General features: G+C 56.4%; 12 protein-coding genes. 5 read left to right on the top strand and 7 right to left on the bottom strand.

All coding sequences use genetic code 11. From position 1 onward, the window contains the following. The 5 genes from H5P30_RS02220 to H5P30_RS02240 form a co-directional block, all read right to left on the bottom strand. On the bottom strand, nt 1-563 hold a 563-nt coding region (locus H5P30_RS02220; RefSeq protein WP_185691332.1), incomplete at its 3' end, for a transposase. Nucleotides 564-693: 130 nt separating this feature from the next. Then, the gene (locus H5P30_RS02225) at nt 694-1,143 is read right to left on the bottom strand and encodes a hypothetical protein (RefSeq protein WP_185691334.1); all 450 of its coding nucleotides are present in this window, start codon (nt 1,141-1,143) and stop codon (nt 694-696) included. A gap of 203 nt (nt 1,144-1,346) precedes the next feature. After that, the gene (locus H5P30_RS02230; RefSeq protein ID WP_185691335.1) at nt 1,347-2,360 is read right to left on the bottom strand and encodes a hypothetical protein; all 1,014 of its coding nucleotides are present in this window, start codon (nt 2,358-2,360) and stop codon (nt 1,347-1,349) included. A 31-nt stretch (nt 2,361-2,391) separates the two neighbouring features. Beyond that, nucleotides 2,392-2,739: a hypothetical protein gene (locus H5P30_RS02235; protein ID WP_185691336.1), complete on the bottom strand. Its 348-nt coding sequence runs from the start codon at nt 2,737-2,739 to the stop codon at nt 2,392-2,394. 32 nt (nt 2,740-2,771) lie between these two features. Beyond that, nucleotides 2,772-6,713, bottom strand: a complete 3,942-nt coding sequence (locus H5P30_RS02240; protein ID WP_185691337.1) for a vitamin B12 dependent-methionine synthase activation domain-containing protein — start codon at nt 6,711-6,713, stop codon at nt 2,772-2,774. A gap of 291 nt (nt 6,714-7,004) precedes the next feature. On the opposite strand from H5P30_RS02240, the gene H5P30_RS02245 reads away from it, so the two are divergent. The 5 genes from H5P30_RS02245 (at nt 7,005) to rpe (ending at nt 11,509) form a co-directional block, all read left to right on the top strand. Continuing rightward, complete coding sequence (locus H5P30_RS02245; RefSeq protein WP_185691338.1) at nt 7,005-7,634, top strand: hypothetical protein; 630 nt, start codon at nt 7,005-7,007, stop codon at nt 7,632-7,634. Between the two features lie 167 nt (nt 7,635-7,801). Next, a complete protein-coding gene (locus tag H5P30_RS02250) occupies nt 7,802-8,785 on the top strand; it encodes a 2-hydroxyacid dehydrogenase (protein WP_185691339.1) in 984 nt (327 codons plus the stop codon). 402 nt (nt 8,786-9,187) lie between these two features. Continuing rightward, the gene (dnaX, locus tag H5P30_RS02255; protein ID WP_246459224.1) at nt 9,188-10,396 is read left to right on the top strand and encodes a DNA polymerase III subunit gamma/tau; all 1,209 of its coding nucleotides are present in this window, start codon (nt 9,188-9,190) and stop codon (nt 10,394-10,396) included. Continuing rightward, nucleotides 10,362-10,817 carry a hypothetical protein gene (locus tag H5P30_RS02260; protein WP_185691340.1) on the top strand — a complete coding sequence of 152 codons (456 nt, stop codon included), beginning with the start codon at nt 10,362-10,364 and terminating at the stop codon, nt 10,815-10,817. The genes dnaX and H5P30_RS02260 overlap by 35 nt, the downstream gene beginning before the upstream one ends. A gap of 14 nt (nt 10,818-10,831) precedes the next feature. Next, on the top strand, nt 10,832-11,509 hold the full coding sequence (rpe, locus tag H5P30_RS02265; protein WP_185691341.1) for a ribulose-phosphate 3-epimerase: 678 nt from the start codon (nt 10,832-10,834) through the stop codon (nt 11,507-11,509). Between the two features lie 285 nt (nt 11,510-11,794). Here the strand turns inward: rpe and H5P30_RS02270 are convergent, their stop codons facing one another. Both H5P30_RS02270 and rpmB read right to left on the bottom strand, forming a co-directional pair. Continuing rightward, a complete protein-coding gene (locus H5P30_RS02270; RefSeq protein WP_185691342.1) occupies nt 11,795-12,208 on the bottom strand; it encodes a secondary thiamine-phosphate synthase enzyme YjbQ in 414 nt (137 codons plus the stop codon). Between the two features lie 33 nt (nt 12,209-12,241). Further along, nucleotides 12,242-12,472, bottom strand: a complete 231-nt coding sequence (gene rpmB / locus H5P30_RS02275) for a 50S ribosomal protein L28 (protein WP_185691343.1) — start codon at nt 12,470-12,472, stop codon at nt 12,242-12,244. Between the last annotated feature and the right edge of the window lie 251 nt (nt 12,473-12,723).

Raw genomic sequence — 12,723 nt, forward strand, 5'->3', positions numbered from 1 at the left:
GAGAGCTCCTTTTCGCTGCGACCGGGCCTGACCTCGAAGACCCGATTGTTGCCGAGGTCGCAGAAGGTGGTGCAAAAGCGGTTCTTTTTGCCCAGGGTATGCTCGTCGATTCCGAGCATCCGGGGGCAATCCCGGTTGGAACGTTTGCGCACCTCCAGCTCGGTGTGCTGGTGATAAATCCGTTCGACCGTAGCCTGCCCGATTCGCTCCCTCTTGGCCAAAGTGCTCGCGCAGATCCCGTCTTCGTGGCGCTGGTGGACTTCCTTGCGAAAGAGCTCCGAGCTCTGGCGATAAGGACGGATGCCCGGAAGCGTGGGAAGGAAACTCCGCTTGCACCTCCAGCACCAGAAACGGCGGGTGTGCACCAACAAAAAAGTTGAACGAACATAACCACTTCGATGACGCACCTTCCGAAGATAACGGCCCTTACTGCGCGGCCCCGGGGCCGCGCAGTAAGGGCATCTCTCAGGCTCCCTCTCCAGAACCGCCTCCAACTCGTCCAAATCCGATTTGCATCGCTGCGAGATCACTTCGTAGCCTGCTATTCCTGTTAGGTTATTCATTGGGGACATGATGGTCTTTGCCCCTCATGTCCCCAAACTTTGAGGAAGACCGTTTCTTACGCGCCGTAGCATCACCCAGTGAAGGTCCGGCTTGGGTCCAGTCAGCCCCTCCCTTTGCAGGAGTAGGAATCTAACGCGAAAGCAGGACCTTCCCCGCCTTGGAATTGCCCGCGATCAACCGATCGGATCCACAATGAGGGCAACGTCCGTTGGAGGAGCTCTTCCGCTTCCTCGTCATCAGAATTCCGGGGACCACCAAAATGTAGCCGAGGGCCTCCCCTACTGAAATCTTTGGTTGGTCCGGTTTCTCGAGGGGGAAGCTACATTTGCCACAAACCCATTTCGGCAATCCGAATGAGTCATTTTGCGGTTCGTCTACTCCCATTTTAATCCAGTTCGGATTGTCCGCTTCTTCGGCATGGGAAGAATGAATGATGAATGACTCTTTCGCACCATCGGCCCGACGAAACGCTTCGTCCAGTGAAACAACCGATTCCGAGACTTCACCATCGACTTCAACCCACCACTCATCCGGCGAATGGGTTCTGATCGCCCAGACGCGCAGTTCGTTCTTTTTCATGGTCTTCCTTGGGGTTAGGGGTTTCCGACCGTCGCCATTCAGAAAATTGGGGTTTCCTGAAAACCAACAACGGCCTGCTTGATCTGCGCTTTGAGCTTACCTTCCTCTTAGCGAAGAGACCAGAAAAATCGGAGGGACTCGCATGGGTATAAGGCCACCTGAACAAGAGTATTCAACACCGGCCAGCCTGGCCGCCTGGAGGATCAGAACTCGTATTGCAGAATCAGGCTCCAGCCAGTCACGTCCGGGCCGAAGATCAGCTTGCCGCCGAGCTGCAGAGACTGAATCGGCCAACCCAACCGGGAGATATCCGTTTTCACGGCTGCCCCATAGTCCGTAAAACTGCTGAATCCCAGAGCATTGCCAGCTGGCCCGAAGAAAGCCGAGCCTCCCACCGACAAGACGAGTTTCAGGGGAAAATCATTCAAACTGATGGGGGTGTCATGCACGGTCTCATAGTTCAACGCGACCGTTACCGCTTCACTGGAGAAGGAAATCCGGTCCTCCGTCGCATAAAAAGACTCTACATGGTTGTAGGTGATTCCAGCGTGAAGGCCGGCATCATAGGTTCGATGCTCCCATTCGTAATCCAACCACACCGAAGCCCCCAAGACCCAAGCGTAAGCGGTCCAGTCGAAATCCCTCCCCGAAAACGTCGTATCGATAATGTTTTCTGAAATCGCTCCCCGGAAGCCCGCATTGCTTTCGAGCTGAAAGGCACCAAAATTAATCCCTGGGGTCACCTTCATCCGATCTGAGACCGCAAACTCGTTTCCCGCGGTCAGAATCAGGCCAATCGCATCCCACTGCGCGTCGGCATCCTCCCCTTCCCCCTCGAAATCCACATCGTACTTCAAGGTTTCGTAGGGAATGAAGGCCTGAATAAAGGGACGCCAAGAGTCACCCTCTTCCCAAAGTGGTTTCCGGAAACTGAATCGCCCGACCGTCAAGGTTCCTGTCGCCTGCCCCCCCGAATCGATATAGTAGGTGGCGGTCGAAATATCGGGATTTCCCGCAAAGTTGATCAAGGCCGCGTAACTGGCGCCGACATCACTCGGCCCCAACTTTGAGTTCACAAAACCCGAGACATCTTCGACGACCTCACTGAAGGGATTGGTGATCTGAAAAGCCGCCTCGGCGCGGCGCAGTCCCAGTCCCCCGACAATCCAAAACAAAGAGAGGAGACCGAATGCCAAGCGCGAGAGTGAACCGAACATCGATTGACCCAAACGCCACTCCTCTCGATTTTCAATCCTCGTCTGCGAATCCGTATTGCTCCAGAGCGGCTGCAACAATCTCGGGCAGCGGATCGACGAATTTTCCACGCTGTGCCCCTTCCGCCGCACAACTGACGTAGCCCAGCAAACGCTCGAGAACCGGGGCTGAGGGACCCGAGGAACCCTCAATCCGCTTATCGAGGAGGATGATCGAATCGACCCATTCTTGCCAGCCATAGTCCGAAGCATCGACGCACTCGACCCAATCCTGCCAGACCTCATCCGTGCCCAGTCTTCCGTCAAACCGGCGGGCAAACGATAGAATCTGCGATTCGGAGACTCCCCGATCACGGAGGTTTCGTGAAATTCTTTCAATCATGTGATTTAGGTCCCGTGAAAAATGCCGCGAACTTACCCTGCAGCGGTTGCGATTGCCTCCGGCTCGAAAGCCAGATCCGACTGGAGCCACTTTTCGCACTCCTCAATGCTCATACCCTTTCGTGAAGCATAGTCCTCGATCTGATCTCGAGCGATTCGACCAACCCCGAAATATCGGGCCTCCGGGTGGGCAAAATAGAGGCCGGAGACCGAACTGGGGGGATTCATAGCGTAGCTGGTCGTCAGCGAAACTCCGATCTTCTTTTCCACTTCGAGCAGATCCCAAATCCCCTGCTTCTCCGTGTGGTCGGGAGCGGAAGGATACCCGGCAGCAGGACGGATGCTGCGGTAGCGTTCCTTAATCATCCAATCGACATGAGGATTCACCGCACCGCGATCCGCCGACAACCGTTCCCCGAAGCGAAAGCCTTCCTCGCGCCCAAATCCCCAATTATCCCGCACCTTTTTATGGCAGAACTCCGAAAGACCTTCGGCAAAACGATCAGCCAGCGCTTGAATCAAGATCGCCGTGTAGTCGTCTCCACTCTGTTTGAACGAAGCGGCGTAATCCTCGATCTCCTGGCCCGCCGTGCAGGCAAATGCCCCGACGTAGTCGATCTTGCCCGAAGTCTTCGGGGCAACGAAATCGGCCAGCGAGAGATACGGCTCATCGGCCGAGCTTTTTTCCTTCTGCTGACGCAGGAAACGAAAGGTATCCAGAACCGTCTTCCGCGAAGCGTCGCCATAGATCTCCACATCGTCTCCAATCGAATTCGCCGGCCACAATCCGAGGATTCCCCGGAGATGGACCCGCTTTCCGCTTACCAGATCATCGAGGATCCGGCGGGCATCGTCATAGAGCTTCGTGGCTTCCTCGCCACGCTGATGGTGAGTCAAGATCTTGGGAAAACTCCCGCGCATCTGCCAGGCATGGAAAAAGGGAGACCAGTCAAAATATTCAATCACCTCTTCCGGCGAAATCGACTCGAGCAACTCCGTCCCCACCGTTTCGGGGACCAGCGGTTCATACGAATCCCAATCAGGCGAGAACGCCCGCTCCCGCGCTTCCACCAGAGGCACATATTTTGCCGAAGTCGCCGCCCCGGCCGCATGACGCTCGCGCGCCTTTTGGTGGGAGTCTTCCAGATCGATCAGGTACTGCTCCCTCGTCTTCTCGTTGGTCAAATGATTGCAGACCTCGGTGACGAGCGAGGCATCGCTCACATGAATCACAGGCCCGCTGTAGTGCGGTGCGATCTTAATGGCGGTATGGGCTTTCGAGGTCGTCGCACCCCCGACCAAAATCGGCACGTTCATTCCCCGTTTCTCCATCTCCTTCGCGTTGGTGATCATCTCATCGAGCGAGGGCGTGATCAGACCGGACATCCCGATGAAGTCCGCGTTGTGCTCTCTCGCCGCATCGAGAATTTTGTCGAGCTCACACATCACTCCAAGGTCGACCACCTTGTAGCCGTTGCACCCGAGGACCACTCCGACGATGTTTTTCCCGATGTCGTGCACATCGCCCCGAACGGTCGCGATGACAAAGGTTCCCGCCGAGCTGGAATCCTTTTTCTCCTCCTCCATGTAAGGGAGAAGATAGGCCACGGCCTTTTTCATGACCCGCGCACTCTTGACCACTTGAGGGAGAAACATCTTCCCCTCGCCGAAGAGCTTCCCAACGACCTTCATGCCGTCCATGAGCGGGCCCTCGATCACGTCGAGCGGACGGTCCAGCTTCTGCCGAGCCTCCTCGGTATCCTCCTCAATATGGCTCGCGATTCCGCGAACCAAGGCGTGCTCGATGCGTTTGCCCAAGTCTTGGGAACGCCAATCGCCTACCCCTTCAGCTTTTTTTTTTACCGAATCTCCGGCAGGCACGGCTCCTTCGCCCCCTAGGAGGAATTTCTCGAGAATCTCCGGGTTCTTTTCACGGGAAGCTCGTTCGAAGAGCTCTTGCAACACCTTCATCCCGCGAACCATGGCCGCACTCACCCGCTCTTCGGGACTCCCGCCAGCGCGGCCTTCCTTGATCGCCTCCGCATGCTCGATGAGCCGCTCGGTCGATTCAGGATTGCGGTTGAGGATGACATCGTCGACCAAGGTCTTCAGCGGCTCCTCGATCTTGTCGTAATCCATCAAGAGACCGGGATTCACGATCGCCATGTCGAGGCCAGCCTTTTGCGCGTGATGGAGGAATGATGCGTGCATCGCCTCCCGCACAGGATTGTTGCCACGGAAGGAGAACGAAACGTTCGAGAGACCTCCACTGGTCAAGCAACCCGGGCAGCGCTTCTTCACTTCACGGACGGCCTCGATGAAGTTCACGGCATACGGGTTATGCTCCTCCATCCCGGTCGCGACCGTGAGGATATTGAGGTCAAAAATGACGTCCTGAGGCTCGAATCCAACTTCCTCTGTGAGGATCCGGAATGAGCGCTCGGCGATTTCCACTTTGCCCTCCACCGAGACGGCCTGACCGTTCTCATCGAAAGCCATCACCACTGCGGCCGCACCGTAGCGAAGGATCTTCTGGGCCTGTTTGCGGAAAGCGTCTTCGCCCTCTTTCAGGCTAATCGAGTTCACGATTGGCTTGCCCTGCACACACTGCAGCCCCGCCTCGATCACCGACCACTTGGAACTGTCGATCATGAACGGCACCCGGGAGATATCCGGCTCGGAACCCAGCAGGTTGAGGAACTTGCGCATGCACTCCTCCCCTTCGAGCATGCCCTCGTCAAAGTTCACGTCCAATACGTGAGCGCCCTTCTCAATCTGAGAACTGGCAACCGTCAGCGCGCCCTCAAAATCTCCGGCTTTGATCAACTTCTTGAAGCGCGGAGAACCGGTCACATTTGCCCGTTCCCCCACCATCAGGAATCCTTCACCGGACCCGTCAAAATTCATCGGCTCCAATCCGCTCAATCGCAGACAACGCGTAATCTCTGGAACCACCCGTGGCGGAAACTCGGAAACTTCTTCCACCACCGCAGCGATGTGATCCGGAGTCGTTCCGCAGCATCCCCCGACGAGATTGACCAGCCCCTCGGTGGCAAAGCCCGCCAGCGCACTTCCCGTATGCTCCGGCGTTTCGTCATATCCGGTATCACTCAGAGGATTCGGCAAGCCCGCATTAGGATAAACGTGAACATAGGTATCCGCGACCCGCGAAAGTTCCTGCAGAAATGGCTTCATCAAATCCGCGCCGAGAGCACAGTTGAGACCCACGCAGAATGGCTTTGCATGCCGAACCGAATTCCAGAACGCCTCCACCGTCTGGCCGGACAAGGTCCGCCCGGACTGGTCCGTAATCGTCACCGACAGGATCACGGGGATCCGCTCGTTTCGCTCCTCGAAGAGATCTTCAATCGCGTGGATCGAAGCTTTGAGATTCAGAGTATCGAAAGTCGTCTCCGGCAGGAGTAGATCCGCCCCCGCCTCGACGAGGCTCTTTGCCTGCTCATAGTAAGCCGTCCGCAGTTGCTCGTAGGTGACGGCCCGGTATTCCGGACGGTTCACATCTGGAGAGAGCGAGGCCGTCCGGTTCGTCGGCCCCATCGCTCCCGCAACGAAAAGCTGACGCCCCTCGCGAGCCGAAATCTCATCAGCCACCTTGCGGGCCAACCGCACCGAGTCCCGGTTGATCCGATCCACCCAACTCTCGAGACCGTAATCCGCCTGGGCGATAGTCGTTCCACTGAAAGTGTTCGTCTCGACGATGTCCGAACCCGCTTCAAAAAATTTCCGGTGGATGTCTTCGATGATCTCCGGACGCGTAATGCTGAGCAGATCGTTGTTCCCCTTCAAATCTCCCGGGACATCCTTCAGATCCTCATTGCGAAAGTCTTCCTCCGTCAGATTGTGACGCTGAATCATGGTGCCCATCGCTCCGTCCAAAAAGGCGATGCGCTTCTGAAAAATTTCCCGCAACTGCCCAAAGGACGCGGATTCGGGAATCTGTTTCTGCTTCGACATGAGACAAAAAGTAGGCATTTCCCAAGAGGGATCAACTATTAATCCATCAACGAATCAGGATTTATTGATATGTTGCATGACGCCCTCTTTCGGAAAAGATGCCATGCAACCACAGGTACGGTGAATATTCTCATGAGTCTTGCGGATTCTCTCACTGAAACCTCCTTCACGGCTAACCTCCCCAAACGCCTCCCCCGGACCGCGGAATTCATTCCGCCCCGCATGCCTCACGGCTCCCCTCCCTTCTCCTTCTCGTTGCCTTCACGCAAAAATCGATTACCATTTTGAATCGTGATCACGAAACGACTCGTCTTCCTCACCCTAATCCTCGGGATCAGCGGGCTGACCGCAGCGCCGCGTAAGGTCGTTTCCATCACCAACACCGAAGGAGTTACGATTGAGGCCGAAATCATTTCGGTTGTCCGATCGAAGAATGACGTCTCCTGGCTCTGCTTTCGAAAACCTAAAGGCAAAGACTTCTACCTCTATCCCTTTGCCTCCCTGACCCGTTCCTCCCTCGACCTCCTCTCCACGACCTTTCAGGGAAATGAACTCGTCGTCGTTGACGGATTGACGGGGCCCCAGCTCGACATGCTCGACGAATATCTCGCAGCGAGCCCCCGGGAACGACTCGTCCTCGAAGTGCAGGATGCCCGAAAGCGGGAACGCCTCCTCTCTCGAGAGTGGAAAAGACTGCAAAACCAAACTTGGCAAATCCAACAACAGCTCGCAGGAATTCAAGATCCCCAGCATAGAGTGCGCGTCGCCGCTCTCTTCCAGCAATCCCTGCGCGCCCGCGACCGCACCGGCAAACGCCTCGTCCTCCTCCAAGCCGAAATCCGCCGCATGGAAGAACGCATCGATCTGCTCAAGAGCATGGGAGTCCCCATCGAAGACGACCCATTCGCGGATTCAAACTGAGCAGCCCCCCCTTCCAACCAACTCGTTTCAGCTGAAGTCAATTTAAATTAACCTGGTTAATTAATTGACACGAATATTCTCCTCAAGAGTTTGGTTTGCCTTGCCACCTGGACTCCCCTTTTGCTTTGGCTGTCTCACCACATTCCGGCTCACGGAATTTTCTCTTCATGAAAGTTACAGTATTCTCCACCAAGCGCTACGACCGTCGCTCGCTCACCGAGGCCAACCACGACAAACACGAGTTCACTTTTATTCAGGATCGGCTTCGCCCCGAAACGGTTGCACTGGCGACCGAGGCGGATGCGGTTTGCCCTTTCGTCCATGACATCGTTGATGAGGAAGTCATCCGAACTCTCGCCGAGAACGACTGCCGATTGATCGCGCTCCGCTGCGCCGGCTTCAACAACGTCGACTTGGAGGCTGCCCGCAAATACGGGGTGACGGTGACCCGCGTTCCGGCCTATTCCCCCTACGCGGTCGCCGAATTTGCCGTCGGGTTGATCCTCAGCCTCAACCGCAAGATTCACCGAGCCTACTCCCGGGTGCGGGAATACGACTTCTCCATCGACGGCCTCGAAGGCTTCGACCTTCACGGGAAGACCGTCGGAATCATTGGCACTGGCAAGATTGGCGTAGTTTTCGCAGGAATCATGAAGGGCTTTGGCTGCAAGCTTCTGGCCTACGACCCCTACCCCAACGAGGAAATGAAAGCTCTTGGGGCCGAGTATGTTTCTTTGGACGATCTCTTCGCCCAGTCAGACATCATCAGCCTGCACTGCCCGCTGATGAAACAGACCCACCACATCATTGGAGCCGAAGCTCTCCCGAAGCTCAAGAAGGGTGTGATGATCATCAACACCAGTCGTGGTGGTCTCATCGATGCCGATGCCGCCATCGAAGGCGTCAAAGAGCGCATCATCGGCGCCTTGGGCCTCGATGTCTATGAAGAGGAGGAAGGCATATTTTTCGAGGACCACTCCGAGGGAATCATGGACGATGACCGACTGCTGCGACTCACCTCCTTTCCCAATGTCTTGATCACGAGCCACCAGGCCTTTTTCACCCGGGATGCCTTGGCCAACATCGCGGATGTGACCATCCGCAACCTCGACCAGTTTGAGGAAGACGGGAAGTGCGAATTTAGCCTCTGAGGAGTGCAAACTTCAGTTGGATATCGCTGATTTTTAGCGGCTTGCGAGGATTTCCGTAGAGAATAAGACCAAGCCGCCCCCCTCCAGCCCCGACACCGTCGGGGCCCCTACAGCCCTCCATGCCATTCGGCAAACTCGAGGTTGCTGACAAGCAAAGAAGGAGTCTGAAATGGGACCATAGCCAAAGTCCCCAGAACCAGAACTCCCCTCATACTTGTAGGAGGGGGGGACCGGCGTCAGCCGGTGGGGAGGTTCCCCGCGTTCGAAAATCCTGGGCGGCCTGGATTCAAACTGAATAGCCCGTGCAAACAGCCCCCTGCTCCCGATGAAAGCATTCAACCTTCGTACCGCAACCGCTCGAAAAATCCCGCCTCTCCGCCCGAGCCTTCGTAAAGAGGCCGTTTGAGGCAATCGATCGGACGATTCAAAATCTTTTCCGTTGCCCTGCCCGAATGTCCTTTTCAGTTTGAGATTGTGGAAGGTGGATACCAAGTCATTGCCCGTCGCTGGAGGCCGAAGCGCTTCGAGGATCTCGTTGGGCAGGAACATATCGTCCGCACGCTCTCGAATGCGATTGAGCGGGAGCGGCTGGCGCACGCCTACCTATTTATCGGCCCCCGTGGCACCGGGAAAACGAGTACCGCCCGCCTTCTCGCCTGCGCCCTGAACGGTTCGGAGAAACCTACGGTCAACTTCGATGCCGATTCCGACTTGGTTCAGGCAATAATGGGGGGCAGTTGCATGGATGTCATCGAGATCGATGGTGCCTCCAACAACTCCGTCGAGCAGGTTCGCGACCTCCGCGAGGATTGCCAATACCGCCCATCCCAGTGCCCCTTCAAGATCTACATCATCGACGAGGTGCACATGCTCTCGCAGGCGGCTTTCAACGCTCTCCTCAAGACTCTCGAAGAACCTCCCCCTCACGTTAAATTCATTTTTGCGACGACTGAGAGCAATAAAGTGCTCCCGACCATCGTCTCCCGCTGCCAACGCCTCGAATTTCGCCCGATCGACGATGCAGAAATCGTCCGTCGCCTCGGGGAGATCTCCAAAGCTGAGGAAATTAAGGTCGAGGACTCCGCCCTGCGGGCCATCGCCAAGCTGGCCAACGGTGGAATGCGCGATGCACAGTCCATTCTCGATCAATTGATTTCCTTCTGCGGCACCGAAATCAGCGAAGGGGATGTCCTCTCCGTCTTCGGGATGGCCGGCGAAGCGGACTTGGCCAAACTCGGACGCTCCCTCGCCGAGAGCGACTACGAAGGCCTGGTTTCCTGTGCCGACCGCTTCAGCCGCGAAGGGAAGGACCTTTCCCGGATCCTTACCGATCTTTCCGGACTCATCCGGGAAGCCCTGCTGGAAGCCATTCGTTCGGGGGGATCGAGCAACAAGCTGGGCCCGGTTCTCGAGATCGAACCTCTTCTGCGCATCCTCGACGCCCTCAAGGCGGGGGAACGGGCCGTGCAAAAGGGCCTCTCTGAACGCGTCAATTTTGAGGTTACGCTCCTTCGCGCCGTCGACCACGCCCGCACTCGACCCATCGATACTGTGATTCGCCAAATCAGCGACCTCGTTGGAACTGAACCTGCGGGTCAAAAAAAAAATTGAGCGAGTCCCCCCGGGCCGTGAACCCGTAAAAGAGGCCGCAACGGCCTCTCCTCCCCCCTCAGAGAAACCTCCAGAGCCCGAAAAATCGGACGACGAGGAGGTAGATTCCGGAAATCTCGAGGATACCACGGACTACTCTCCCCACGCCATCTATGGTTCGGATGAAGAGGATTCCAACGAACCTCCCCCCGACTACGAACCTCCCAAGCCCAAGAAGGCTCGGAAGCCCAAGCAATGGGAAGATGGGGAACACATCGACCTCGAAGCGGCCGTGGCAGAGGCCTCCGACCTCCCGGTCTCCGTCAACGAATTGGAGGCTCTCATCGCCAAAACTCCGCCCGAACTCCGCAAATTCCTCGAAGATGAGTTCAGTGCCGAATTTCTTGGACCCATTGTCGTCGATCCGAAAAAATTAGACTAACCATTCATCCAGCCATGACCGATCCATCCTCCACTTCTTCGCCATTCCCCCCGAAGCTCGCCCCGTCGATGCTCGCGGGGAATCACGCCAATCTTCGTGACGGCTTGGAGAAGATCTTAAAGCTACCAATCGAATGGCTGCACCTGGACATCATGGATGGCCACTTCGTTCCCAACCTGAGTTTCGGCCCCAAAACCATCGACGACCTGCGACCCATTGCGCCGGACCTTTTCTTCGACACCCACCTGATGCTGGCCCGCCCCGATCTCATGATCGATGCCTTTGCCAAGTCCTCTGACCAAATTACGATCCACGTCGAACCCTTCTACCCCATTCGCGAGACCCTACACGCCATTCGCGACAAAGGCCTCAAAGCCGGGCTCGCCCTCAACCCGGGCACTCCTCTCGAACGAGCTCTCCCTTTTCTCGAGGAAATCGATCTCCTCCTCCTCATGACCGTCCAACCGGGATTCGGAGGACAGTCTTTCCGCACCGAGGTCTTGGAGAAAATCCAAGCCGCCGACCAGATTCGCCGGGAGAAAGATCTCCCCTTCCGCATCGAAGTCGATGGAGGCGTCGACGCCGAAACCGGCCCCCAATGCCGTCAAGCCGGGGCCGATACCTTTGTCTGCGGAACCGCCTTCTTCAAAGCGGACAATCTCGAGAAATTCCGCCAGGGAATCGAAGAGTAACATCGAGGCCCCCAAAAAGCCGCCCTTAGAATCAGTTACTCGATTCGCTAGGATCACCAGGAATGATCGAGCCGGTAGCCGTGAAGGCCATGAACAAGACGTGGCCCGCCAGCCGCCTAGGTGGGCGCTAAAGCAACCCACCCACAGTGAAGGGATCAAAACCTCCGAACCCTCGCTCAAATTTTCTCAGAAATGTGCTGAACCCACATTTCCATAAGCCATGCGGTTGGAGAGGCCAGAGAGGAGGCTGTTCCGGGCCCGTGCCGGCAACGACAGTGTCCTTCTCTACTGGGAGATGGAAACCACCAACGACCGCCGATGTGGGCGGTCACGGTGTTCCCAGAGGAAGATTCCCTGCCAGGTTCCGAGAGCGAGCCGACCATTGATCACCGGAATGGATTCCGAGGAACGGGTCAGGACCATTTTAATGTGGCTCGGCATATCATCCGGCCCCTCGAGAGTATGCTCGTAGCCCGTGCCATCGGGGACCATCTCATCCATATACCGCTCCAAATCCGCCTGCGCAGTCGGATCCGCATTCTCCATCAAGACCAAGCTGCAGCTGGTATGACGGCAAAAAACAAGCGCCAGCGCCTCTGAGGCACCCGCGCTTGAGACCGCTGATTGAACGCGGTCGGTGATTTCATACAATCCTCTCCCCCCTGTTTCGACCGAGAACGTGTTGTTCGTGACCGACACCGGGAACTAGGGAAAGGAAAACCGTTCGAGGTCTTAGGCCTTAACGACCTTGCCCGCTTTCAGGGCTTTAGCCGACACCCAAATCCGCTTCACTTGCCCGTTGGGCATGCGAACGCGAACCCGTTGCAGGTTGGGTCGGAAGGTGCGTTTGGAATTCTTCACGACGTGCGTGCCGATCCCTCCGCTCTTCTTGGATTGACCCTTGCGAGTGATTTTACCTCCCCGAATGGGACGACGACCTGTGATTGCGCAAATTCTAGACATGATGAATCTTGGGAAAACGGAGAAGAAAAACGGGTTGATCCCTATCGGGCAACCCTAAAGCGATAAAAAAAACACGCGCCTCAAAGGCGCGTGTTTAAAAAACGCTTTCTTGGGCTGGCGTGATACGCATTACGCACAGGAAGCCATACGCCCGCGTTATTAACTTTGTCTTGAATCCTGAAAAAACTAAAAGGCCAGCATCTCAATGTGTCAACGCTTCTGAAGGTTCAAACAAGACACAACCGGGCACT

Source organism: Puniceicoccus vermicola (genome assembly GCF_014230055.1).
GTDB lineage: Bacteria > Verrucomicrobiota > Verrucomicrobiia > Opitutales > Puniceicoccaceae > Puniceicoccus > Puniceicoccus vermicola.

Excerpts from the sequence above, each read along its gene's own strand:
- H5P30_RS02225 (WP_185691334.1), bottom strand. The coding sequence starts at position 1,143 with ATGAAAAAGAACGAACTGCGCGTCTGGGCGATCAGAACCCATTCGCCG.
- H5P30_RS02235 (WP_185691336.1), bottom strand. The coding sequence starts at position 2,739 with ATGATTGAAAGAATTTCACGAAACCTCCGTGATCGGGGAGTCTCCGAA.
- rpmB (WP_185691343.1), bottom strand. The coding sequence starts at position 12,472 with ATGTCTAGAATTTGCGCAATCACAGGTCGTCGTCCCATTCGGGGAGGT.
- H5P30_RS02240 (WP_185691337.1), bottom strand. The coding sequence starts at position 6,713 with ATGTCGAAGCAGAAACAGATTCCCGAATCCGCGTCCTTTGGGCAGTTG.
- H5P30_RS02250 (WP_185691339.1), top strand. The coding sequence starts at position 7,802 with ATGAAAGTTACAGTATTCTCCACCAAGCGCTACGACCGTCGCTCGCTC.
- rpe (WP_185691341.1), top strand. The coding sequence starts at position 10,832 with ATGACCGATCCATCCTCCACTTCTTCGCCATTCCCCCCGAAGCTCGCC.
- H5P30_RS02230 (WP_185691335.1), bottom strand. The coding sequence starts at position 2,360 with ATGTTCGGTTCACTCTCGCGCTTGGCATTCGGTCTCCTCTCTTTGTTT.